The 23565-nt window shown below is 69.4% G+C and carries 23 protein-coding genes; 7 read left to right on the top strand and 16 right to left on the bottom strand.

Translation table 11 applies throughout. From position 1 onward, the window contains the following. Positions 1–52 precede the first annotated feature (52 nt). Complete coding sequence (locus tag SPR02S_RS31830) at positions 53–2107, bottom strand: APC family permease (RefSeq protein WP_019061077.1); 2055 nt, start codon at positions 2105–2107, stop codon at positions 53–55. Positions 2108–2477: 370 nt separating this feature from the next. Between SPR02S_RS31830 and SPR02S_RS31820 the strand changes: the two genes are divergently transcribed. Both SPR02S_RS31820 and SPR02S_RS31815 read left to right on the top strand, forming a co-directional pair. Beyond that, positions 2478–3149, top strand: a complete 672-nt coding sequence (locus SPR02S_RS31820) for a potassium channel family protein (RefSeq protein ID WP_019061075.1) — start codon at positions 2478–2480, stop codon at positions 3147–3149. Next, entirely contained in the window at positions 3149–3826 is a 678-nt protein-coding gene (locus SPR02S_RS31815) for a potassium channel family protein (RefSeq protein WP_019061074.1), read from the top strand. Before SPR02S_RS31820 ends, SPR02S_RS31815 begins: the two co-directional genes overlap by 1 nt. 77 nt (positions 3827–3903) lie before the next feature. Here the strand turns inward: SPR02S_RS31815 and SPR02S_RS31810 are convergent, their stop codons facing one another. The 8 genes from SPR02S_RS31810 to SPR02S_RS31775 form a co-directional block, all read right to left on the bottom strand. Further along, on the bottom strand, positions 3904–4683 hold the full coding sequence (locus tag SPR02S_RS31810; protein ID WP_019061073.1) for a DUF3159 domain-containing protein: 780 nt from the start codon (positions 4681–4683) through the stop codon (positions 3904–3906). A gap of 3 nt (positions 4684–4686) precedes the next feature. Next, positions 4687–5085: an OB-fold nucleic acid binding domain-containing protein gene (locus SPR02S_RS31805; protein WP_078623066.1), complete on the bottom strand. Its 399-nt coding sequence runs from the start codon at positions 5083–5085 to the stop codon at positions 4687–4689. Positions 5086–5156: 71 nt separating this feature from the next. After that, positions 5157–5840: a response regulator gene (locus SPR02S_RS31800; protein WP_019061071.1), complete on the bottom strand. Its 684-nt coding sequence runs from the start codon at positions 5838–5840 to the stop codon at positions 5157–5159. Further along, positions 5837–8389 carry an ATP-binding protein gene (locus SPR02S_RS31795; RefSeq protein WP_019061070.1) on the bottom strand — a complete coding sequence of 851 codons (2553 nt, stop codon included), beginning with the start codon at positions 8387–8389 and terminating at the stop codon, positions 5837–5839. The genes SPR02S_RS31800 and SPR02S_RS31795 overlap by 4 nt, the downstream gene beginning before the upstream one ends. Before the next feature lie 161 nt (positions 8390–8550). Further along, positions 8551–9726, bottom strand: a complete 1176-nt coding sequence (locus tag SPR02S_RS31790) for an alginate lyase family protein (protein WP_026151043.1) — start codon at positions 9724–9726, stop codon at positions 8551–8553. 179 nt (positions 9727–9905) lie between these two features. After that, on the bottom strand, positions 9906–10661 hold the full coding sequence (locus SPR02S_RS31785; protein ID WP_019061068.1) for a DUF3710 domain-containing protein: 756 nt from the start codon (positions 10659–10661) through the stop codon (positions 9906–9908). Between the two features lies 1 nt (position 10662). Further along, positions 10663–11178, bottom strand: a complete 516-nt coding sequence (dut, locus tag SPR02S_RS31780) for a dUTP diphosphatase (protein WP_026151042.1) — start codon at positions 11176–11178, stop codon at positions 10663–10665. Further along, positions 11175–11759: a PaaI family thioesterase gene (locus SPR02S_RS31775; protein WP_026151041.1), complete on the bottom strand. Its 585-nt coding sequence runs from the start codon at positions 11757–11759 to the stop codon at positions 11175–11177. The genes dut and SPR02S_RS31775 overlap by 4 nt, the downstream gene beginning before the upstream one ends. Positions 11760–11817: 58 nt before the next feature. Here SPR02S_RS31775 and SPR02S_RS31770 point away from each other — a divergent pair, with 58 nt between their 5' ends. Next, positions 11818–12282 carry a DUF3093 domain-containing protein gene (locus tag SPR02S_RS31770; RefSeq protein ID WP_019061065.1) on the top strand — a complete coding sequence of 155 codons (465 nt, stop codon included), beginning with the start codon at positions 11818–11820 and terminating at the stop codon, positions 12280–12282. 7 nt (positions 12283–12289) lie between these two features. Here SPR02S_RS31770 and SPR02S_RS56720 read toward each other — a convergent pair whose 3' ends face one another. The 4 genes from SPR02S_RS56720 to SPR02S_RS31750 all read right to left on the bottom strand — a co-directional run bounded on the left by SPR02S_RS56720 (position 12290) and on the right by SPR02S_RS31750 (position 15805). After that, positions 12290–13207, bottom strand: a complete 918-nt coding sequence (locus tag SPR02S_RS56720) for a hypothetical protein (protein ID WP_026151040.1) — start codon at positions 13205–13207, stop codon at positions 12290–12292. Positions 13208–13220: 13 nt separating this feature from the next. Continuing rightward, the gene (locus SPR02S_RS31760) at positions 13221–13517 is read right to left on the bottom strand and encodes a DUF4193 domain-containing protein (protein ID WP_005481602.1); all 297 of its coding nucleotides are present in this window, start codon (positions 13515–13517) and stop codon (positions 13221–13223) included. A gap of 395 nt (positions 13518–13912) precedes the next feature. Further along, complete coding sequence (locus tag SPR02S_RS31755) at positions 13913–15145, bottom strand: sensor histidine kinase (RefSeq protein ID WP_026151039.1); 1233 nt, start codon at positions 15143–15145, stop codon at positions 13913–13915. A 6-nt stretch (positions 15146–15151) separates the two neighbouring features. Further along, positions 15152–15805, bottom strand: coding sequence for a response regulator transcription factor (locus tag SPR02S_RS31750; protein WP_019061062.1), 654 nt, complete (start codon positions 15803–15805; stop codon positions 15152–15154). Positions 15806–16220: 415 nt separating this feature from the next. Here SPR02S_RS31750 and SPR02S_RS64065 point away from each other — a divergent pair, with 415 nt between their 5' ends. Next, positions 16221–16394, top strand: a complete 174-nt coding sequence (locus SPR02S_RS64065) for a hypothetical protein (protein WP_019061061.1) — start codon at positions 16221–16223, stop codon at positions 16392–16394. 269 nt (positions 16395–16663) lie between these two features. Here SPR02S_RS64065 and SPR02S_RS31740 read toward each other — a convergent pair whose 3' ends face one another. After that, complete coding sequence (locus SPR02S_RS31740) at positions 16664–17479, bottom strand: inositol monophosphatase family protein (protein ID WP_019061060.1); 816 nt, start codon at positions 17477–17479, stop codon at positions 16664–16666. An 8-nt stretch (positions 17480–17487) separates the two neighbouring features. Next, a complete protein-coding gene (locus tag SPR02S_RS31735) occupies positions 17488–18615 on the bottom strand; it encodes a ferrochelatase (protein ID WP_019061059.1) in 1128 nt (375 codons plus the stop codon). Positions 18616–18841: 226 nt separating this feature from the next. Here SPR02S_RS31735 and SPR02S_RS31730 point away from each other — a divergent pair, with 226 nt between their 5' ends. Further along, positions 18842–20086 (top strand): MFS transporter, encoded by a 1245-nt coding sequence (locus SPR02S_RS31730; protein WP_019061058.1) that lies wholly within the window; start codon positions 18842–18844, stop codon positions 20084–20086. Beyond that, positions 20046–21365 (top strand): D-arabinono-1,4-lactone oxidase, encoded by a 1320-nt coding sequence (locus SPR02S_RS31725; protein WP_019061057.1) that lies wholly within the window; start codon positions 20046–20048, stop codon positions 21363–21365. Before SPR02S_RS31730 ends, SPR02S_RS31725 begins: the two co-directional genes overlap by 41 nt. On the opposite strand, the gene SPR02S_RS60670 is transcribed toward SPR02S_RS31725, so the two are convergent. After that, entirely contained in the window at positions 21289–22023 is a 735-nt protein-coding gene (locus SPR02S_RS60670; RefSeq protein ID WP_078623065.1) for a hypothetical protein, read from the bottom strand. The two genes, SPR02S_RS31725 and SPR02S_RS60670, sit on opposite strands and share 77 nt — an antisense overlap. Before the next feature lie 481 nt (positions 22024–22504). Between SPR02S_RS60670 and sepH the strand changes: the two genes are divergently transcribed. Continuing rightward, positions 22505–23530 carry a septation protein SepH gene (gene sepH, locus SPR02S_RS31715; protein ID WP_019061055.1) on the top strand — a complete coding sequence of 342 codons (1026 nt, stop codon included), beginning with the start codon at positions 22505–22507 and terminating at the stop codon, positions 23528–23530. The last annotated feature ends 35 nt before the right edge of the window (positions 23531–23565 follow it).

Raw genomic sequence — 23565 nt, 5'->3', positions numbered from 1 at the left:
ACGTGGACCCCGCCCGACCGCTCACCACAAAGCCGTCCCGGCCGGACGCCGGCTAGAGCTTCGACTTGGAGGACGACTCGCTGTGCCGCTCCTCCGCGGGACCGCGCCGCACCGCACCCGGCGCACTCCACTCGCTCCGCTTCCGCGCCCGGTTCTTCGCCGCCTCGGAGGACTCCAGCTGGTACGGCACCGACGTCACCATCACGCCCGGCGTGAACAGCAACCGGCCCTTCAGCCGCAGCGCGCTCTGGTTGTGCAGCAGATGCTCGTACCAGTGGCCGACGACGTACTCGGGGATGATCACGGACACCGCGTCGCGCGGCGACTCCTTCCGCAGCCCCTTCACGTACTCGATGATCGGCCGCGTGATCTCGCGATACGGCGAGTCCAGCACCTTCAGCGGTACGTCGATCCCGCGCCGCTCCCACTCCTCGCGCAGCACCTTGGTCTCCGCCGGGTCCACGTTGACGCTGAGCGCCTCCAGGGTGTCCGAGCGCATCAACTTGGCGTAGGCCAGGGCCCGGAGCGCCGGGCGGTGGATCTTGGAGATCAGGACGACCGAGTGGACGCGGGACGGGCGGATGCTGTCGTCACTCGGGCCCTCGGGGGCCGCGATCTCCTCGGCGACCCGGTCGTAGTGCTTACGGATCGCGGTCATCGTGGCGTAGAAGATGCACATGCCGAGCAGCGCCACCCAGGCGCCGTGGGTGAACTTCGTGACCAGGACGACGACCAGCACCAGGCCGGTGAAGAACGCGCCGAACGTGTTGATCGCGCGGGAGCGGACCATGTGACGGCGCTTGGCCTGGTCCTTCTCGGTGGCGAGGTGGCGGTTCCAGTGCCGGACCATGCCGGTCTGGCTGAGGGTGAACGACACGAACACGCCCACGATGTAGAGCTGGATCAGGCGGGTCGAGTCGGCGCCGTAGATCGCGATCAGCAGGGTGGCCGTGCCGGCCAGCAGCACGATGCCGTTCGAGAAGGCCAGGCGGTCGCCGCGGGTGTGCAGCTGGCGCGGCAGGTAGCGGTCCTGGGCGAGGATCGAGCCGAGGAGCGGGAAGCCGTTGTACGCCGTGTTGGCGGCCAGGAACAGGACCAGCGCGGTGGCCGCGGCGAGGACCACGAACAGGAAGCTGCCCTTGCCGAACACGGCCTCGGCGACCTGGGAGATCACCGGGTTCTGGACATAGCCGGAGCCGATCGCGACGCCGTTGTGAAGGAGATCGGTGCCCGGGTTCTCGGCCATGCGGACCTTGGTCGTCATGGCCAGGGCGATGATCCCGCAGAACATCGTCACGGCCAGGATGCCCATCGCCGCGAGCGTGCTCGCCGCGTTCTTCGACTTGGGCTTGCGGAAGGCCGGGACGCCGTTGGAGATCGCCTCGACACCGGTGAGGGCCGCACAGCCGGAGGAGAAGGCGCGCAGCATCAGGAAGACCAGCGCGAAGCCCGCGAGGCCCTGGTGCTCGGCCTTGATCTGGTACGACGCGGTCGGCGCGCGCATGGTGTCGCCGAGGACGAGTCCGCGGAAGGCGCCCCACGCGATCATCACGAAGACGCCCGCGACGAAGACGTACGTCGGGATCGCGAACAGCGAGCCGGACTCCTTCACCCCGCGCAGGTTCATCAGCGTGAGCAGCACCACGACCACGACCGCGCAGATCACCTTGTGCTCGACCACGAACGGGATCGCGGAGCCGAGGTTCTCGATGCCGGAGGCGATCGAGACGGCGACGGTGAGGACGTAGTCGACGAGCAGGGCGCTGGCGACGGTGAGGCCGGCCTTGGGGCCGAGGTTGGTGGTGGCCACCTCGTAGTCCCCGCCGCCGCTGGGGTAGGCGTGCACGTTCTGCCGGTAGGAGGCGACGACGGTGAACATCAGCACCACGACCGCGACCGCGATCCAGGGGCTGAAGTGGTACGCCGACACGCCCGCGATGGAGAGGACCAGCAGCACCTCGCCGGGCGCGTACGCCACGGAGGACAGCGGGTCGGAAGCGAAGACGGGAAGTGCGATGCGCTTCGGCAGGAGCGTTTCGCCCAACCGGTCGCTGCGCAGTGCGCGCCCGATGAGGATGCGCTTGGGCACGTCGGTCAGTTTGGACACAACAGAGGATCGTAGGCCTTCGAACAGGCGATCCTCTACTTTCCGCCGCCTAACTCCCTGTCATCTGCCTCACGAGTGAAATAAGGGACGAGTGGAGTCGCGGATTCCGTCAAGATCGCCGACTCCGTGTCTATATGACAAAACCCCGCTCCCGCCGCCTCCTGGAGGTTCCATGCCCGCGACCGCAGAGCTGATCGGCGCCCTGGCCGCCCTCGTCGGCCTCGGAATCCTCACCCTGGCCAGCGTGCGCAGCATCGGACGCCGCTGACGCACAGGGGTGCCCTGGATGGACCGGGCGTGTGTAGCTTGGGCCTCGGTCTGAGACCCTGATGGGGCTGAGCATTGATTTCAGGACACCGGAAGGACGGTCGTGCACATCGTCATCATGGGCTGCGGCAGAGTGGGTTCCGCTCTCGCCCAGACCCTGGAGCAACAGGGGCACACGGTCGCCGTGATCGACCAGGACCCCACCGCCTTCCGTCGGCTGGGCCCCGGATTCGGCGGCCGCCGGGTCACCGGGGTCGGCTTCGACCAGGACACCCTGCGCGAAGCGGGCATCGAGGAGGCGGGCGCGTTCGCGGCCGTCTCCAGCGGTGACAACTCGAACATCATCTCCGCGCGCGTGGCCCGCGAGATGTTCGGCGTGGAGAACGTCGCGGCCCGTATCTACGACCCCCGCCGCGCCGAGGTCTACCAGCGCCTGGGCATCCCCACCGTGGCCACGGTCCGCTGGACCGCCGACCAGATGCTGCGCCGGCTGCTGCCCTCGGGCGCGGAGCCGCTGTGGCGGGACCCCACCGGCGGTGTCCAGCTCGCCGAGGTGCACGCCTCGGCCGCCTGGGTCGGCCAGCGGATCAGCAAGCTGCAGGAGGAGACGGGCGTCCGCGTGGCGTTCCTCACCCGGCTCGGCGAGGCGATGCTGCCCTCTTCGCAGACCGTGTTGCAGGAGGGCGACCTCGTGCACGTGATGATGCGTACGGACGAGATCGACAAGGTCGAGGCGGCGTTCGCCAAGGGCCCCGAAGAGGAGGGCGGTCACTGATGAGGGTCGCCATTGCCGGAGCCGGCGCGGTCGGACGTTCGATCGCCGGAGAGCTCCTGGAGAACGGTCACGAGATCCTGCTCATCGACAAGGCCCCGACCGCGATCTCGGTCGAGCGGGTCCCCCAGGCGGAGTGGCTGCTGGCCGACGCCTGCGAGATCACGTCCCTGGACGAGGCCGCGTTGCAGCGCTGCAACGTCGTGATCGCCGCGACCGGCGACGACAAGGTCAACCTCGTCGTCTCCCTCCTCGCGAAGACGGAGTACGGCGTCCCGCGCGTCGTCGCCCGCGTCAACAACCCGAAGAACGAGTGGCTCTTCAACGAGTCCTGGGGCGTCGACGTGGCCGTCTCCACCCCCCGCCTGATGTCGGCCCTGGTCGAGGAGGCGGTGTCGGTCGGCGACCTGGTCCGCCTGCTCCGCTTCAGCCACGGCGACGCCAACCTCGTCGAACTCACCCTCCCCGAGGAGTCCGCCCTCGCGGGCACCCAGGTCGGCGACGTGGAGTGGCCCGAGGACACGTCCCTGGTCACGATCATCCGCGGCACGCGCGTGCTGACCCCGTCCCGCGAGGACTCGCTGGAAGCGGGCGACGAGCTGCTGTTCGTGGCGGCTCAGGCACGCGAGGAGCAACTGGAGGATCTGCTGTCGGTACGCCGGGAGGACGCGGCGAGCTGATCGGCGGCGCTACGACGAAGAAGGGCGCCCTGGAAATCTCAGGGCGCCCTCTTCGTCGTAGCGGAGTAGCGGGAAGGCTATGCGTCGCGCCGGTGACGTCCCGACGTGGCGTCCTCTGTCTCGCCTGCGGCCTCGGCCGCGGCCTTGCGCTCCTTCTCGGCCTGCTCCTCCGCCTCCATCTCCGCGAACACGTCGATCGGCGCGGGCGCCTTCGCGAGGAAGACCCAGGTCAGCCAGACGGCGAGGAGGAAGGGCGGAATCTTCAACGCGACCAGGACCCAGCCCAGTTGGGCGGTGTTGGCCCACCAGTAGAGCGGGAAGAGGATCGCGCACTTGGCGAGCAGGATCAGGCCCCAGGCCCAACTGGCCTTGGTGTAGGCCTTCTTGCGGCCGGGGTTGCGGGTCCGCCAGGAGAGGTTCTCCTTGAAGACCGGGCCGAGGATGAGGCCGATCAGCGGGACGCCCGCGAGGGTCGTGACGATGTACGCCAGCGCGAGCCCCAACGTGTAGAGCATGCCGGGGAGATAGAAGTTCTTGGCGTTGTTCGTCATCATCGCGAAGACGACACCGAAGGCGACGCCGAAGACACCGCTGAAGGCGTGCTTGACGGTGTCCCGCATCACCAGCCGGACCACGACCAGGGCCAGCGCCACGGCCAGCGCGGCGATCGCGGACCAGTGCAGGTTCTTGTTGATGGTGAAGATGCTGACGAAGAGCAGGCCGGGCAGGACCGTTTCGATCATGCCGCGCAGACCGCCGAACGCCTCGAAGAGGGCCGCCTCGGTCACCGCCCGGACATCCTGCTCGCTGTCTTCGGCGTCCACAGTGTCCGCGGTCGGCTTGTCGAGCGACGTCACCGGCTACTCCCGTCCGAGGGGTTTCAGTTCGTATTTCGGGTTGAAGAGCACCCGGCGGCCCCTGCTCATCGAGATCCGGCCGGACGCGATCAGCTTGCGCCCCGGTTCTATCCCCACGATGGAGCGCCTGCCGAGCCACACCACGTCCAGGGCGGCCGAACCGTCGAACAGCTCGGCCTCCAGGGCCGGAACTCCCGCCCGGGGGCGCAGCGTGACCGTGCGCAAGGTACCAGTAACCGTCACGATCTGTCGGTCGTGGCAGTCGCCGATCCGCACACAGCCCTCGGTCTCGGCGTCCTCACGCAGCTCCTCGGACTCCAGGTCCTCCTGCGAGGTGGAGAGCCGGTCGAGCATGCGCCGGAACCGGCCCGCCTGCTTTTCGGAACGAGGAACAGCGCTCATATCTGAAGCGTACCGGGGTCCACCGACAGTGACGTACCCACGGCCTCGCGGGTCAATACACCTGGCGACACCTAGCGCTCGAACCGATATCCCATGCCCGGCTCCGTGATGAAGTGCTTCGGATGCGCGGGGTCCGTCTCCAGCTTGCGCCGCAGCTGCGCCATGTACACACGGAGGTAGTTCGTCTCGGTCCCGTACGACGGCCCCCACACCTCCTGGAGCAGCTGCTTCTGGCTGACCAGCCGCCCGGTGTTGCGCACGAGCACCTCCAGTAGATGCCACTCCGTGGGAGTGAGCCGTACGTCCCGGCCGTCCCGCTGGACCTTCTTGGCGGCCAGGTCGACGGTGAACTCCTCGGTCTCGACCAGGACGTCGTCCTCGCCGCCCCCGGTGGGCTCGGCCCGGCGCACGGCGGCCCGCAGCCGGGCCAGCAGCTCGTCCATCCCGAACGGCTTGGTGACGTAGTCGTCGGCGCCCGCGTCCAGCGCCTCGACCTTCTCGTCGGAGGAGTGCCGCGCGGACAGCACCAGGATCGGCACCCGGGTCCAGCCGCGCAGTCCCCTGATCACCTCGACGCCGTCCATGTCGGGCAGCCCCAGGTCGAGAACGACCACGTCCGGGTGTCGGGAGGCGGCGAGGTCGAGGGCGGTCTTGCCGTCGGCGGCCGCGTCGACCTCGTACTTCCGCGCCTTGAGGTTGATCACGAGGGCCCGCACGATCTGCGGCTCATCCTCGACCACGAGGACCCTGGTCATGAGGCCTGCCTTTCCGGTTGTACGTCAAACACGTCATGCGCGTCTTCTACGACGCCGTCCGCCGCGCGGAGCGTGAGCACCATGGTGAGGCCGCCACCGGGTGTGTCCTCGGCGTTGAGGGTGCCGTTCATCGCCTCGGTGAAGCCGCGCGCCACGGCGAGCCCGAGTCCCACTCCGGCGCCGCGCGGGGCATCGCCGTAGCGCTGGAAGGGCTCGAATATGCGGTCCTTGGCCTCGTCCGGGACTCCCGGGCCCCGGTCGACCACCCGGACCTCGACGCGGTCGGCGATGGCGCTGGCGGACACCAGGACGGTTTCGCCGGGCGGGCTGTACTTGACCGCGTTCTCGACCAGGTTGGCCACCGCCCGCTCCAGGAGCCCGGGGTCGACGGCCACCATGGGCAGCGTCTCCGGGATGTCGAGTTCGGCGCTGCCTTCAGGGACCCCGCCGAGCGCCATCGGCACCACCTCGTCGAGGTCGATCTCGCGGATGATCGGCGTGACCGTACCGGTCTGCAGGCGGGACATGTCGAGCAGGTTGCCCACGAGATGGTCGAGCCGGTCGGCGCCGTCCTCGATGCCCTCCAGCAGCTCGGCCTGATCCTCTTCGGACCACGCCACGTCATCGGACCGCAGACTCGACACGGCCGCCTTGATGCCGGCCAGCGGGGTCCTCAGATCGTGGCTCACGGCCGCCAGGAGTGCCGTACGGATGCGATTGCCCTCGGCGAGCGCGCGGGCCTGGTCGGCCTCCTCCCGTAGGCGCCTGCGATCGAGGACCACGGCGGCCTGCGCGGCGAAGGCGGCCAGCACCCGGCGGTCGGAGGCGGGCAGGACGCGACCGGTCAGCGCGAGGGCCATGTGGTCGCCGACCGGCATGTCCACATCGCCGTCCTCGGGTCGCTCCAGCGGCGCGCCCACGCCGACCCGGCCCGCGCAGGTCCAGGGGTCCACATCGCTCTTGCGCTCCAGCAGGGCGACGGACTCCATGCCGAAGGTCTCCCGGACGCGCTCCAGGAGGGCCTCCAGGCTTGTCTCGCCGCGCAGCACGCTGCCCGCGAGGAAGGACAGGATCTCCGACTCGGCGCGCAGTCTGGCGGCCTGCTGGGTGCGTCGCGCGGCGAGGTCGACCACGGAGGCCACGGACACGGCGACGCCTACGAAGATCGCGATGGCGACGATGTTCTTGGGGTCGGCGATCGTCAGCCGGTGCAGCGGGGGCGTGTAGAAGTAGTTCAGCAGGAACGATCCGACAGCCGCCGAGACCAGTGCCGGCAGCAGCCCGCCGAGCAGCGCCGCCGCCACCGTCAGCGACAGGAACAGCAGCATGTCGTTGGCGAGCCCGAGATGGACGGCGTTCAGCAGCAGCGCGAGCCCCACCGGCCCGACGACCCCGACCAGCCACCCCGAGACGATCCGCGCCCGCCCGAGCCGCGCACCCCGGGACACGGGCAGCCCGCGCCCCTTGGCGACCTCTTCGTGGGTGACGATGTGGACGTCCAGGTCAGGACCGGACTCGCGGGCGACGGTGGCCCCCACCCCCGGCCCGAAGACGTACTGCCAGGTCTTGCGGCGCGAGGAGCCGAGGACGATCTGCGTGGCGTTCACCCCGCGCGCGAAGTCGAGCAGCGCGGCCGGGATGTCGTCGCCGACGACGTGGTGGAAGGTGCCGCCGAGGTCCTCGGCGAGTGTGCGCTGGAGGGCGAGTTCCTTCGGGGAGGCCGAGGTCAGCCCGTCACTGCGGGAGATGTAGACGGCCAGCACCTCACCGCCGGCCCCCTTCTCGGCGAGCCGCGCGGCCCGCCGTATCAGCGTCCGCCCTTCGGGACCGCCGGTCAGCCCTACGACGATCCGCTCGCGGGAACCCCAGATCGCCGACACCTGGTGCTCGCTGCGGTACTCCTGGAGGTACTCGTCGACCCGGTCGGCCACCCACAGCAGCGCCAACTCCCGCAGGGCGGTGAGGTTTCCGGGCCGGAAGTAGTTCGAGAGGGCCGCGTCGACCTTGTCGGGCTTGTAGATGTTGCCGTGCGCCATCCGGCGGCGGAGCGCCTGGGGCGACATGTCGACGAGTTCGATCTGGTCGGCCCGGCGGACGACCTCGTCCGGCACGGTCTCCTGCTGCCGTACGCCGGTGATCGACTCGACGACATCACCGAGGGACTCAAGGTGCTGAATGTTGACGGTGGACACCACATCGATACCGGCGGCGAGCAGCTCCTCGATGTCCTGCCAGCGCTTGGTGTTGCGGGAGCCCGGGATGTTGGTGTGGGCGAGTTCGTCCACCAGGGCGACGGCGGGGGCCCGGCGCAGCACCGCGTCGACGTCCATCTCGGTGAAGACGGTCCCCCGGTACGCCAGCTCCACGCGCGGGACCTGCTCCAGGCCGTGCAGCATCACCTCGGTGCGGGCCCTCCCGTGGTGCTCCACGAAGGCGACCACGCAGTCCGTGCCCCGCTCCACCCTGCGGTGGGCCTCGGACAGCATGGCGTACGTCTTGCCGACGCCCGGTGCCGCACCGAGGTAGATCCGAAGCTTGCCGCGTCCCATGGCCCCATTGTCTTCCCGTCACACCCGTGTACGCAGCGTCGACTTTACGGCCAATAAGTCCGACAAATGGGGTGACCGGTGCACTCAGGGACGTCTTTGACGCAACCCTGATGCCCGTACGGTGCCGTACGGGCATCAGGGTCCGGCACTCTTCAGGAGGTTCAGTTGGGGTTGTCGCCGTGGGTCAGGGTCTCCCAGGCCACGAAGAGGTTGTTGCTGCCGGCCGGGCGGTTGTTCAGGGTGAGCGTCTGGGTGTTGGTCATCGCGATGCCCAGGCGGTTGTGCAGGGCGTTGTAGCCGACCTCGGTGACCGGCCCGAGCCCGAGGGTCAGCGACCCGCCGCAGAGCCAGCTCGGGACGGCCGTGCCCAGCTGATACTTGGCCTGGAACCCGAGCGCCTGCCGCAGCCGCTCCCCCACGTCGGTGCCGTAGAGGTCGGTGCCCTGGATCCGGCTGGTCTCGGCGACGTGCGAGACCGACGAGAGGCCGTACCCGGTGTGCGTGAAGTCGCGGCACGTCTCCTGGGTGAGCCCGGTGACGAAGGTCGACTGGCCCTGCCAGTAACTGACGATCTTCGCCGTGGTGTTGAGGTTCTGGCTCGGCACGGTCTTCGGTACGGAACCGTCCGAGGCGAGGTAGATGTACGCGGCCGTGCGCGTCCGGAAGATCGCCATGGCCTTGTCGTACGACGTCTTGTCCTCGAGGAAGACGGAGATGCCGACGGCGGCGTCCATCATCGTCAGCTCCCAGTTCCCGTTGGAATTGGAGCCGTTGATGATCTCGGGCAGGTACACGTTGCGCAACATGGTCGAGAAGCGGGCCGAGTTGGTCCATGTCCCGGTGTACGTGTACTTGATGATCTCGGCGGCCTTGGGCCAGGAGGAGCCGGCCCAGCCGGTCTGGAGGGGCGCGTTGCTGTTGGTGTGGCTGGTGATCGTGGCCGACCAGGCGTCCATGATCTCGATGGCCTTCTGGGCGTAGCGCGCGTCCTTGGTGATGTACCAGGCGAGCGCGTCGGTGAAGGCCGCGATCGCGTCCTCGCGCTCGTCGGTGCAGCCGTAGTTGGGGTTGGAGTACGAGCCGCACTCGACGACGGCTCTGGGCTTCGGGGTCCGGGTCAGGCTGGCGTAGGAGCTGGCCATCATCTGGTCGTAGGCGCCCTTCCAGGGCTGGGCGCCGGCGAGGACCTCGGTGCGGGCGAAGTCCAACTGGCTCCGGGAGACGTCGACTCCGGGATGGACGAAGGTGGCGGGGGCGGCTTGGGCGACGGTGCCGGGCTGGGCGAAGAAGCCCAGGACCACGGCCGTGACGACGGAGAGCAGGGCAGCGCGGCGCACGGTGACTCCGTTCTCGTATGTGAACACAGAGCACCCTCATGAACTTGGGCGTTGAGCCGAGACCATAGGTACGGACCAATGAACCGTCAAGAGTGCGCGCACGACGAAGGGCCGCACCCTGGACGGGGTACGGCCCTTTTTCGCCTGTTCCGGTGTTCCGTTCCGGCGCTCTGTTCCCGCTAGCGGACCTCGGTGATCTCCGGTCCGCGCTGAAGCTGGCCCATGCCGCCGGAGAAGCGGGAACCCGCCTCCTCCTGCTGGACGCCCTCGGGAACCATCTGGGCGTCGTTCGGCAGCTTCAGGACGATCGGGTCGCGGGGCGCCATCGGGCCCTCGCCGCGCACGACGACCGTGTCCCGGAAGATCTGCTCCAGCAGACCGGCCGCCTGCGGCTGCACCGCGCCCTGCCCGGAGATCACTCCGCGCAGGAACCAGCGCGAACCGTCCACACCGACGAACCGCACGACCTGGAACCCGCCCGTGCCGTCCGGCAGTTGCACCGGAACCTGCGCGCGCAGCTCCCAGCCCAGCGGCCCCTCGACCTCGTCGACGATGCCGCCCTGCTGGGTGATGCCGCTGGCGATCTCCTCGCGAACCTCACCCCAGATGCCCTCGCGCTTGGGGGCGGCGAAGGCCTGCAACTGGATGGCACTGTCCTTGAGGACCACGGTGGCTGCGACGATCGCGTCACCCGCGACCTCGACCCGCAACTCCATGCCGTCGACTCCCGGCACGAACAGACCGCCCAGGTCCACCCGGCCCTCGGCGGGGTCGCCGATCTCCGAGTCGTCCCAGGGTCCGTCGGGGCGGGGCTCCGGTTCGAGCTTCACGCGCTCGACCGCTTCGTCCGCCTCAGTGTCGACATTGTCGACGACCTGCTCGGCCTCGCTCGCCGCGTCCTCGGCGGCAGTGCCCTTCTTGCGACGTCCGAACACGTCACTGTCCTTCCCGGTCGGATACGACCGAAGCGTATCGATTCCCACCCGTGGTGCCGCCCACGGCGGCGTGACCGCCGGTGGACCCGAAGCCCCCCTCGGCCCGCGCCGAATCGGGAAGCTCCGCGACCTCCTGGAAGCGGACCCTCTCGACCTGCTGGACGACCAGTTGGGCGATCCGGTCGAAGCGCTCGAACCGTACCGACTCGTACGGGTCGAGATTCACCACGATCACCTTGATCTCCCCACGGTACCCGGCATCAACCGTCCCCGGGGCATTCACCAGGGCGACACCGCAGCGGGCGGCGAGCCCCGAACGAGGGTGCACGAAGGCCGCGTACCCCTCGGGGAGAGCGATAGACACCCCCGTGGGCAGTACGGCCCGTTCACCCGGCTTCAGTTCCCGGCTCTCCGTGGTCCGCAGATCGGCTCCCGCGTCGCCGGGATGCTCGTACGACGGAAGCGGTACGTCGGGGTCGACGCGGCGGATCAGCACATTCAGGGGGCTACGGCTCACGGGTTCACCTCGAAGGCACGGGTACGCCGGACCTGGTCCGGGTCGTCCATGGCGGCCCGGATCTCCTGCGGGCGGCCGTTGTCGGTGAAGTGGTCGACCTTGACCTCGACGAAGAGGGCGTCGGCGCGCACCGCGACGGGCCCGTCCGGGGCGCCGATGCGTCCGGTGGCGGTCGAGTAGATCTTCCGGCCGGCCACGGCCGTCACCTCGGCCTCCAGGTACAGCACGGTGTCCACGGGCACCGGCCGGACGAAGTCGGTCTCCAGGCGGCCGGTCACGGCGATCGTCCGCAGCAGCCAGTTCAGCGAACCGAGGGTCTCGTCCAGCGCGCTGGCGAGCACTCCGCCGTGCGCGAGGCCCGGGGCGCCCTGGTGGGCGGCCCGCACGGTGAACTCGGCGGTGATGGTCACGCCCTCACCGGCCCGCGCCTCCAGGTGCAGCCCGTGCGGCTGCTCGCCGCCACACCCGAAACACTGTTCGTAGTGCGCACCGAGCAGCTCACCCGGCGCGGGCGCGTCAGGGTGCCGCACCGGTTTCACGGCGTCGGACGGAGGCTTAAGAGCTGGAGAAGTACCACTCACAGCCGCAGACCTTACCCGCGCGTCGGTAGGTTCCGGACACCGTGCCAAGCTTGGCTCCATGCAGCTTTCCGCCTCCCCCTACGACGAGCGCCTCACCGCCCCCCGTTCGTGGTGGTTCATCTCGTTCCTGGTGGGCGTCTCCTTCGCCCTGATCCTGCTGCCCTTCGGCACCCTGCCGCTGCTCGGCGGCCTGGTCGGCGGCACCGCGGTCGCATCCGTGATGGCCAGCGCCTACGGCTCGCTCCGCATCCGGATCGTGGGCGACCAGCTGATCGCGGGCGAGGCGAAGATCCCGGTGACGGCCCTGGGAGAGGCGGAGATCCTGGACCCGGAGGAGGCGCGTGCCTGGCGGACCTACAAGGCCGACACCCGCGCCTTCCTGCTGCTGCGCTCGTACATCCCGAGGGCGCTGCGCGTCGAGGTCACCGACCCGGACGACCCGACGCCGTACCTGTATCTGTCCACCCGTGAGCCGGAGCGGCTGGCGGAGGCCCTGAAGACTGCCCGCGCGGCAGCCGTCTAGGACCTCTTCAGCGACCGAGTTCCTTCGGGATCTCGCCCATCCGCAGCGGGTCCGGCGGGGTCTCCAGGGGTGGCAGTTCGGGCAGCGCGTCCCACGGGACCTGGGCCTTGCGCAGATCCTTGCGGATGCGCTCGGCGAGTTTCCTGGTGTCCCGGCGGTTCATGACCGCTCCGACGGCGGCGCCGACCATGAAGGGCATCAGGTTCGGCAGGTCGCGGACCATCCGTTTCATGATCTGCTGGCGCAGCTCGCGCTTCATGTGCCCGTTCAGCGCGGCGCTCATGGTCGACGGCTTGGTCACGTCGATACCGCGCTCCCCGGACCAGGAGTTCAGATATGTGGTGCTGCGCTGCCGGAGGTCGCCGGGCGGACGGGCGCCGTAGACCTCGTAGAGCTCGGCGATCAGTTTCAGCTCGATCGCGGCGACGCCGGTGATCTCGGCGGCCAGTTCGGTGGGCATCGCGGGCGGCACCGGCAGCATCGCCGCGGCACCGATGCCCGCGCCGACGGTCGACGTCGCGTTCGCCGCGCCCGCCACCAGTTTGTCGGCGAGCTGCTCGGGGCCGAGGCCCGGGAACTGTCGCCGAAGCGCCTGAAGGTCCCGTACGGGGATCCGCGGGGCGATGTCGATGATCCGGTCGGCGAGGTACGCCAGACCGGCCCTGGCCCGGCTGCCGCCCTTACGGACGCCTTCCTTGGCCTTGTCCCGGATGACCGCCACCCGTCGTTTGGCGACGGGGGCGGCTGCGGGAACGTCCGCCGGCACCGGGAGGTCAGCCCGGTCAACCGCCGGTTCGAGCGAGGCTGATCCGGTTTCGGATGAGCCCCGCTCGTCGTCACGCGCGCCATGAGGACCGTCTGTCGGCCCTTCGTCCGCTCCCGGCCGGCGGGAGCGGCGCTTCCAGGGTGGGGTCGAGCCAGTCACGGCCGACCCCTCCTCAGTCGCAGTCGCGGCAGATCGGCTGGCCGTTCTTCTCGCGGGCCAGCTGGCTGCGGTGGTGCACCAGGAAGCAGCTCATGCAAGTGAACTCGTCCTGCTGCTTGGGCAGCACCCGGACGGCCAGCTCTTCGTTCGAGAGGTCCGCTCCGGGCAGTTCGAGGCCCTCGGCCGCCTCGAATTCGTCGACGTCCACTGCGGAAGTCGACTTGTCGTTCCTACGCGCCTTGAGTTCTTCAAGGCTGTCCGAGTCGACGTCGTCGTCGGTCTTGCGTGGGGTGTCGTAATCCGTTGCCATGTCGCGCTCTCCCCCTCTGGGTGTCTGCGGTGTCTCCAGCGCACGTAACGCGTGAGAGGCCGGACTTGTGCCCGACCTGAGGCGGAGATTTTGCCTCACATCAAGGTCTGTTACTCAATCGACACCCAACCGGACCCCTCAAGAGTGATCGGCTTGGATGGCGAAGGGGACCGTACACGGTCCTCGTGCCGCTCTTCAAAGGCACCTCACCGTGTACTTCCCGTGATCAAGACCCCCGAAAACCCGGATTTTCCCGGCTTTCCGACAGGGTGCATGATCACGGAGAGTAGATGGCCCGAAAATCGCGCTTGTGATCGATCACACACGGGGTTGCCGGAGAAGCGGCCAGAAAATTCCGCGCAAAGCGAACATCCTCGTGTGTCGGCGACATGATCTCAGATGGGCAGGGTGACTCGCATCACGAGTCCACCCCCCTCACGTGGCTGGGCCGCGATATGGCCGCCGTGTGCGCGCGCCACGGACCGCGCGATCGACAGACCGAGGCCCACACCCTTGTCACTGCCTGTTCGTTCCGTACGCAGCCGTCTGAAGGGCTCGAAGAGGTTGTCGATCTCGTACGCCGGGACCACCGGACCCGTGTTCGAGACCATGAGCACCGCCTGGCCGTGCTGGACCTCGGTGGTGACCTCGACCCAGCCGTCCTCGGGCACGTTGTACCGCACCGCGTTCTGCACCAGGTTCAGGGCGATCCGCTCCAGCAGGATGCCGTTGCCCTGGACGACCGCGGGTTTCTGCTCGCCGCGGATCACCACGCCCTTGGCGGCCGCCTCGGCGTGCACCTGGTCGACGGCCTGCTCGGCGACCTCGGCGAGGTCCACGGGCTTGCGCTCCACGATCTGGTTGTCGCTGCGGGCCAGCAGCAGCAGACCCTCTACGAGCTGCTCGCTGCGCTCGTTGGTGGCGAGCAGCGTCTTGCCCAGCTGTTGCAGCTCCACGGGGGCGCCGGGATCGGACAGATGCACTTCCAGGAGCGTGCGGTTGATCGCCAGCGGGGTGCGCAGCTCGTGCGACGCGTTCCCCACGAAGCGCTGCTGGGCGGTGAAGGCCCGCTGCAGCCGGTCCAGCATCTCGTCGAAGGTGTCCGCGAGTTCCTTCAACTCGTCGTCCGGGCCGTCCAGTTCGATCCGCCGGGACAGGTCCGAGCCGGCCACCGCACGGGCGGTACGGGTGATCCGGCCCAACGGCGAGAGCACCCGGCCCGCCATCGCGTACCCGAAGGCGAAGGCGATGATCGCGAGGCCGAGCAGGGCCAGCAGCGAGCGGCTGAGCAGGTCGTCCAGGGCGTGCTGGCGCTGTTTGTTGACGCACTGGTCCATCGCGTTGTTGAGCGTGGTCGCCGACGGATCGGACGGGAAGTTGCAGGTGCTGCTGCCGACCGAGCCGGTGATGACCTTGAAGGGCAGCTCACTGCCCACGTTCAGCGCATGCGCCGCGAGCAGGTAGATGATCGACAGCAGCAGGATGCCGGCGATCAGGAACATGCCGCCATACAGCAGCGTGAGCCTTATGCGGATGGTGGGACGCAGCCAGGGGAACGGCGGTTCGGGCCTTCTGGGGTCCCACGTGGGCTTCGGGGGCGCCTGGGGAGGCGCGGGAGTCGTCGCCACGGTGGATCAGATCCGGTAACCGGAGCCGGGGACGGTGACGATGACCGGGGGCTCACCGAGCTTGCGGCGCAGGGTCATCACGGTGACGCGCACGACATTGGTGAACGGGTCCGTGTTCTCGTCCCAGGCCTTCTCCAGGAGTTGCTCCGCGGAGACGACCGCGCCCTCGCTGCGCAGCAGCACCTCCAGGACGGCGAACTCCTTGGGCGCGAGCTGGACTTCCTTGCCGTCGCGGAACACCTCGCGGCGGTTCGGGTCGAGCTTGATGCCGGCCCGCTCCAGGACGGGCGGCAGCGGCACGCTGGTGCGCCGGCCGAGGGCACGCACGCGTGCCGTCAGCTCGCTGAACGCGAAGGGCTTGGGCAGATAGTCGTCGGCGCCGATCTCCAGGCCCTCGACACGGTCGCTGACGTCGCCGGACGCGGTGAGCATCAGCACGCGTGTGGCCATACCGAGCTCGACGATCTTGCGGCAGACGTCGTCGCCGTGCACGAGCGGGAGGTCACGGTCGAGGACGACCACGTCGTAGTCGTTGACGCCGATGCGCTCCAGGGCGGCCGCACCGTCGTACACGACGTCGACGGCCATGGCCTCCCGGCGTAGTCCGGTGGCCACCGCATCGGCGAGCAGCTGCTCGTCCTCGACGACGAGTACGCGCACGTCGCTTGTCCTTCCTCTGTCCACCCGCGTAGCGCGCCTCGGCGCACACGGGCAGGGTCTTCGTGGCTGTGTGACCTCCATCCTGCCCTTTTCGGCCATAAGTCGGCTGTAAGGCGGCCGGGCGCAAGATGAAGGTCCGGTGTGAGGCCCGGGAATGCGGGATTTTCTCGGTGGGTTGAGGTTTCCACGGAAGGGAGCGCGGGGAGGACGGCTTTACACCCCGCGATCACGCTCTGCACGTGGCAAGCCACCTTGTGGTACGTCCAACCGCTTCCGCAGAGCGGGCGTGGGTGTCCGGCACCGTCGCCGCCCAGCCAGGGCAGCGCTGGGCACCCCATCCGCAGACGTGATCGCCCCTTCCGAATGGCACACCCCCGTGCCAAACGACCCACGACCCAGGACGAGGGGGCGCAGCATGGACGCATTCACCGCAGGACTTCTGCAGCGCATAAGGGCGACCGAGACCGACCTGACGCGGGCTCGTGACGAGGGCGACGACTTCCTCGTCGAGGTGGAACAGGCCGAGCTCGACGACCTGCGCCGCCTCGCCGCCGACCACGGTGTGGAGGTCGGCGCGACGAGCGTCTGATCAGTGCGGTCAGCAGGACGACAGAACCCCGGCGAATCCAGCGCCGGGGTTCTGTCGTTTTCCGCCCCTGAAACCTACGACGTTGAGCTCAACCCTGGTTGCGGGCCCACCAAGTCCAACTGTCCCCACGTGGACGGCCGAGAGGGAGCCGTAGGGGCGCGCCGAAGGCGACCGAACCAATAGAGGTGCGCGCGTGGGCGCCTGATCAGCACGGGCCCACCTGCGCAGCACCTTCCCGACACCGGCCCAGGCGCCCCCGACCACTCACGTCAGTCGTGCCAGGCCCCGAAGTCCTCCAACAGCCGCTGGAGAGGCTCGAAGACGCCCGGGGTGCCCGCGATCGCCAGATCGCGTGCGGGGCGTTCTCCGGGGCGTCCACCGGTCAGGGCGCCTGCCTCACGGGCGATCAGGTCGCCTGCAGCCAGGTCCCACGGGTTCAACCCCCGCTCGTAGTAGCCGTCCAGGCGGCCCGCGGCCACATCGCACAGGTCGACCGCAGCCGAGCCGCCCCGCCGGATGTCACGCAGCAGCGGGATCAACTTCTGCGCCACGTCGGCCTGGTGGGTGCGGACCTCGGTGACGTAGTTGAAGCCGGTCGAGACCAACGCCTGCTCCAGGGGTGCCGCGGGGCGGCAGGCGAGCCTGCGTTCGCCCTCCCACGCGCCCGTGGCCCACGCCCCGCCGCCGAGCACCGCGTGGAACGTCTCACCACGCATCGGGACCGCGACGACCCCGGCGACGGTCTCGCCGTGCAGCTCGGCGGCGATGGAGACGGACCAAGTGGGCAGTCCGTACAGGTAGTTGACCGTGCCGTCGAGCGGGTCGATGATCCAGCGGACGCCGCTGGTGCCCGTGACCGAGGCGCCCTCCTCGCCCAGGAAGCCGTCGTCGGGGCGCTGTTCGGAGATCAGGTCGGTGATCAGCTTCTCGGCCGCGATGTCCATCTCGGTGACGACGTCGATCGGGCTGGACTTCGTGGCGGCGACCGCGAGGTCGGCCGGGCGGCCGTCCCGCAGCAGGGCGCCGGCCTTGTAGGCGGCTTCCTGGGCGAGTGCGAGCAGTTCCTGGTGCAGGGGGTCGGTCACGGCGCTCCTCAGGCGTAGGGGCTGTCGGCGCCCGCGGCGGCGGGGCGGGGGGCGCGGGCGGGGCAGCAGCCCACCGGACAGAGGTTGTGACCGGCGCCGAGCGCACCCAGGGCGCAGGGCGTGACCTGCCGCCCGCTCTCGACGGCGGCGCGCTCCAGGATCAGCTCGCGGATCGCGGCGGCGAAGCGCGGATCGGCGCCCACGGTGGCCGACCGGCGTACGGGCAGGCCCAGTTCCTCCGCCTTGGCCTTGGCCTCCGTGTCGAGGTCGTAGAGGACCTCCATGTGGTCGGAGACGAAGCCGATGGGTGTCATGACGACCGCGGGGGCGCCGGCCGCGTGGCGCTCCTCCAGGTGGTCGCAGATGTCGGGCTCCAGCCACGGGATGTGCGGGGCGCCGGAGCGGGACTGGTAGACGAGCTGCCAGGGGTGGTCGACGCCGGTGCGCTCGCGGACGGCGTCGGCGATCAGCCGGGCCACGTCAAGGTGCTCCTCGACGTACGCCCCGCCGTCCCCGTGGTCCTCGACCGGGCCGGAGCTGTCCGCGGCGGCGGTCGGGATGGAGTGGGTCGAGAAGGCGAGGTGCGCGCCGTCCCGGACGTCCTCGGGGAGGTCGGCGAGGGATTCGAGGACCCCGTCGATCATCGGCTCCAGGAAGCCGGGGTGGTTGAAGTAGTGGCGCAGCTTGTCGACCTTGGGGAGGTCGAGGCCCTCGGCCTCAAGGGCGGCCAGCGAGTCGGCGAGGTTCTCCCGGTACTGGCGGCAGCCCGAGTACGAGGCGTAGGCGCTGGTGGCGAGGACCAGGATGCGGCGGTGGCCGTCGGCGACCATCTCGCGCAGGGTGTCCGTGAGGTACGGGGCCCAGTTGCGGTTGCCCCAGTAGACCGGCAGGTCCAGGCCGTGGTCCGCGAAGTCCTTGCGGAGGGCGTCCAGGAGGGCGCGGTTCTGGTCGTTGATCGGGCTGACCCCGCCGAACAGGAAGTAGTGCCGGCCCACTTCCTTGAGGCGTTCCTTGGGGATGCCTCGCCCACGCGTCACGTTCTCCAGGAACGGAACCACGTCGTCCGGGCCTTCGGGGCCGCCGAACGAGAGCAGGAGCAAGGCGTCGTAGGGGGTGGCATCGAGCACGTCTGGCATGCCTCCGATCCTGCCACCCGCCACTGACAGCCGGGAAACGGCGGGGTACCGGACGGGGGTCGGGACGGAGATCCGGACGGGGATGGGGGCGGAGATCCAGTCGCCTCACGGCCAGGTGCGTCGGGGCCGACCTGCTCGTAAGCTGTATCAGCCGCGTTCGCACCTTACCGAGCCGCCACCACATCATCACCGAGCCGCCCCTGCTCCTTTTCGACCGGAGACCCCCGTGCCCAGCCCCTATCGCGCCCTCTTCGCCGCACCCGGCTCCAAGGGCTTCTCCGCCGCGGGGTTCCTCGGCCGTATGCCCCTGTCGATGATGGGCATCGGCGTGGTCACGATGATCTCCCAGATCAACGGGCGCTACGGGCTCGCGGGCGCCCTGTCGGCCACCATCGCGCTGGCCGCCGCCGCGATCGGGCCGCGGATCTCGCGGTGGGTCGACCAGTACGGGCAGCGGCGGGTGCTGCGTCCGGCGACGCTCGTCGCGTTGACCGCGGCGGCTGGGCTGCTGCTGGCCGCGCGCTTCGCGTGGCCGGACTGGGTGCTGTTCGTGTGCGCCGCCGGCATCGGATCGGTGCCGAGCCTGGGGGCGATGGTCCGCGCGCGTTGGGCGGCCGTGTACCGGGGCACCCCGCAGCTGCACACCGCGTACTCCCTGGAGTCCGTGGTGGACGAGGTGTGCTTCATCTTCGGGCCGATCATCTCCATCGGGCTGTCCACGGCGTGGTTCCCGGAGGCCGGTCCCCTGCTCGCCGCCTGCTTCCTGGCGGTGGGTGTCTTCTGGCTGACCGCCCAGCGCGCCACCGAGCCCGCGCCGCACCCACGCGCGCGTGGGGACGAGGGCGGTGGTTCGGCGCTGCGGGCGGCCGGTCTCCAGGTGCTGGTGGCCACCTTCGTGGCGACCGGGGCGATCTTCGGGGCGGTCGACGTGGTCACCGTCGCGTTCGCCGACGAGCAAGGTCACAAGGGCGGCGCCAGCGTGGTGCTCGCCCTGTACGCGGCGGGCTCCTGCGCGGCGGGAGTCGTGTTCGGGCTGCTGCACTTCCGGGGAGCCCCAGAACGTCGATGGCTGCTGGGCATATGCGCCATGGCCGTGAGTATGATCCCCCTCCTACTGGTCGGAAACTTGCCGCTTCTGGCCGTGGCGCTGTTCCTTGCGGGCCTGTCCATCGCACCCACGATGATCACGACGATGTCCCTCATAGAAGAGCACGTACCTCGCGCGAAACTCACCGAGGGCATGACCTGGGTGAGCACCGGCCTGGCGGTCGGGGTCGCGCTCGGCTCCTCCGTCGCCGGCTGGGTGATCGACGCAGCCGGCGCGCGTGCCGGGTACGGGGTTCCGGTCGTCGCCGGTGCCGTCGCGGTCGCGGTGGGTTTCCTCGGGTACCGCCGGCTCAGCAGACCGGCGCCGGGTCGGGGAGGCACCGTTGAGCACCACAACGAGCGCGAAGAACGGCACGTGGCGTAACTGGGGCGGCACGGTCGCGTCCCGTCCCGCGCGGGAGGTCACGCCCGCCTCCGTCGAGGAACTGGCCGCGGCCGTACGGAGGGCCGGTGAGGACGGTCTGACGGTGAAGGCCGTCGGCAGCGGGCACTCCTTCACGTCGATCGCCGCCACCGACGGTGTGCTGATCCGCCCTCAACTATTGACCGGCATCCGCAATATTGATCGCGATGCCTTGACGGTCACGGTCGAGGCGGGCACCCCGCTCAAGAGACTCAACATGGCTCTCGCGCGCGAGGGTCTGTCGCTGACGAACATGGGCGACATCATGGAGCAGACGGTGTCGGGCGCGACCAGTACCGGCACCCATGGCAGCGGCCGCGAGTCGGCCTCGATCTCGGCCCAGATCAGGGGACTTGAGCTGGTCCTGGCGGACGGTTCGGTGCTGACCTGCTCCGCGAAGGAGAATCCGGACGTCTTCGCGGCGGCCCGCATAGGCCTCGGCGCCCTGGGCGTCGTCACCGCGATCACCTTCGCCGTGGAGCCCGTCTTCCTGCTCACGGCCCGCGAGGAGCCGATGCCCTTCGACGAGGTCACCAGCCGCTTCGACGAACTCTGGACCGAGAACGAGCACTTCGAGTTCTACTGGTTCCCGCACACGGCGTCCACCAACACCAAACGCAACAACCGCAGCATGGGCCCGGAGCAGCCCGTGAAGCCGCTGGCGGGCTGGTTCGACGACGAGTTCGTGGCCAACGGCCTCTGGCAGGTGGTCAACATGGTCGGCCGCGCGACGCCCGCGACCATTCCGACCATCGCCCGGATCTCCACCAAGGCTTGGTCCGCGCGGACGTACACGGACATCCCCTACAAGGTCTTCACCTCGCCCCGCCGGGTGCGCTTCGTCGAGATGGAGTACGCCGTCCCGCGCACGGCCCTGGTGGACACACTGCGGGAACTCAAGGGGATGGTCGACCGTTCGGACTTCAGGATCAGCTACCCGGTCGAGGTCCGCACCGCCCCGGCCGACGACATCACCCTGTCCACCGCCTCCGGCCGGGACAGCGCCTACATCGCCGTGCACATGTTCCGGGGCACGCCCTACCAGGCGTACTTCACCGAGGCCGAGCGCATCTTCACCGCGCACGAGGGCCGCCCGCACTGGGGCAAGGTGAACACCCGGGACGCCGAGTACTTCGCCGGGGTCTACCCGCGCTTCGGCGAGTTCACGGCGCTGCGGGATCGGCTGGATCCTGAGCGTCGGTTCCAGAACGACTACTTGCGGAGGGTGCTGGGTCAGTAGCCGACGCGCTGGGCGTGGGGGTCGGCGTACCGCCGCCGTCCGAAGCGCTGGGTGCCGGCGTCGAACTGGGCGTCGTACCACCGCTGTTGGACTCTGTGCCGCCGTCGGTCGCACCGGATGACGTCTCCGGGGCGGCCGACGAGCCGTTCGAGGACGGGGACGGGGAATCGGCCGGACTCGGCTCGTGGTCACCGGACTTCGGGGACGAGGACGTGTCGTGGCCGGTGACGGCGGCGCTGACCGTGGTCCCCTTGCCGCCGCTGAAGCTGTCGCCGGACACCAGCTCGTAGACGGTGATGCCGGTCATGGTGACCCCGAAGACGAGGGCGGCGGCGAGGAGCGGACGCCTCCAACTGCCCACCCGCGCGCGGTAGACCGTGCCCTCCGTGAACTCCCCTGGACGAGCGGGGGTTTGCTCCGCCTCCTTGGACGTGACCGTCGCCTCCCGGAGCTGTGCGCCGGTCCGGCTGAAGAAGTGCTGGAAGACGGAGCCTCCGGAGGTGGCTATCGCGCTCACGACGCCGGCGCCGAGGATCGTGCCGTAGACCCCGAAGTAGGAGGCGAGTTTGGCGGCCACCACCGCCGCCACCGCACTGCCCGCGACTTGAGGGACGCTCAGATCGATCCGTTTCCTGCTGACATCGGGCCTTACACGCATTCCGGGACCTTGCCTCGCTTTCTCGCACTTTCTCGTACCTGATCAACCATCTGTACGACAAAGGGACGTACGGTCGAAACCAATAGTTCCGTTTCCGGCCATTGCGTGAAGTACGCCACTTTCAAGATCGCCCGAACCCCACTCCAGGCCACCAAGTCCCACCCCCCACAAGAAGTTGGGCGGCGTGCCAATCCACGCACGTGGTCCAAATGGAGTACTGTTGCGAGCCCTGGGTGCGGTCTCCTGCCAGGACGTCCGCGGCCTCAATGGACCGCCCAGAGGAGGCCAGTTGCACAGGGTGACGTAGTTGGTCACTTAGCGTTGCGAATAGGTAACCGTGCCATAACGGCGAGTTCGGGCCCGTGCCCGACACGCCGGGCAACTCGGCAAGGTTGTGGCAGGCTGCACCCGGGCAGGCCACACTCGACTAGCGGAAGCAGCGACGCACGTGACGTCGGCAGGCACCACCCGGGAGGTCCCCATGCCCGAACTGCGTGTCGTGGCCGTCTCTAACGACGGCACACGGCTGGTGCTGAAGGCTGCGGACAGCACGGAGTACACGCTTCCGATTGACGAGCGTCTGCGCGCCGCTGTACGCGGCGACCGTCCCCGCCTCGGCCAGATCGAGATCGAGGTGGAGAGCCATCTCCGCCCCCGAGACATTCAGGCACGTATACGTGCCGGCGCCTCCGCGGAGGAAGTCGCCCAACTAGCCGGTATCCCCGTCGACCGGGTGCGCCGCTTCGAGGGCCCTGTCCTCGCGGAGCGCGCCTTCATGGCCGAGCGGGCCCGGAAGACTCCGGTCCGCCGCCCCGGCGAGAACGCCGGACCCCAGCTCGGCGAGGCCGTCCAGGAACGTCTGACGCTGCGCGGCGCCGACAAGGAGACCGTCCAGTGGGACTCCTGGCGCCGCGACGACGGCACCTGGGAGGTCCTGCTGGTCTACCGGGTCGCGAGCGAACCGCACTCGGCGAGCTGGACGTACGACCCGCCCCGGCGGCTCGTCCAGGCCGTCGACGACGAGGCGCGCTCACTGATCGGTGAGTCCGACGACCTCTCCGTCACACCCGAGCCCAGCTTCCCGTTCGTGCCGCGGATCGCCCGGCTGCCCCGGGACCGGCCGCTGGACCGTGCCCTGGAGCGCCCGGAGCGTCCCGCGCTGCCGTCGCCCGAGCCGGCCGAGGAGAGCGAGCGCGACTCGCTGACGAGCCTCCTGGAGGCGGTACCGAGCTTCCGCGGCGACATGGTGGTCCCCGAGCGCCCCTCGGATCCCCCGGAGGAGCCCGCCGTGGAGCCGGAAGAGGAGGAGCCCCCGGCTCCTGCGGCCTCGGCCGGTTCGGCTTACGCGGATGTCCTGATGCCCCGCTCCGTAGGGGCCCATCGCGACCGGCTCATCGGCTCCACCGACCGCCAGGCCGAGGCGGACGGGGTCCGTCCGGGTCGTAGAGCGGCCGTTCCGAGCTGGGACGAGATCGTCTTCGGGACGCGAAGGAAGAAGCAGGAGTAGCAGGGCAGTTGCTCGTACGAGAGGGCCCGCGGCCG

It is taken from the genome of Streptomyces prunicolor NBRC 13075 (assembly GCF_000367365.1).
Lineage (GTDB): Bacteria > Actinomycetota > Actinomycetes > Streptomycetales > Streptomycetaceae > Streptomyces > Streptomyces prunicolor.
The sequence above is the reverse complement of the archived record's forward strand: the minus strand, read 5'-3'. Positions and strand labels throughout refer to the sequence as shown.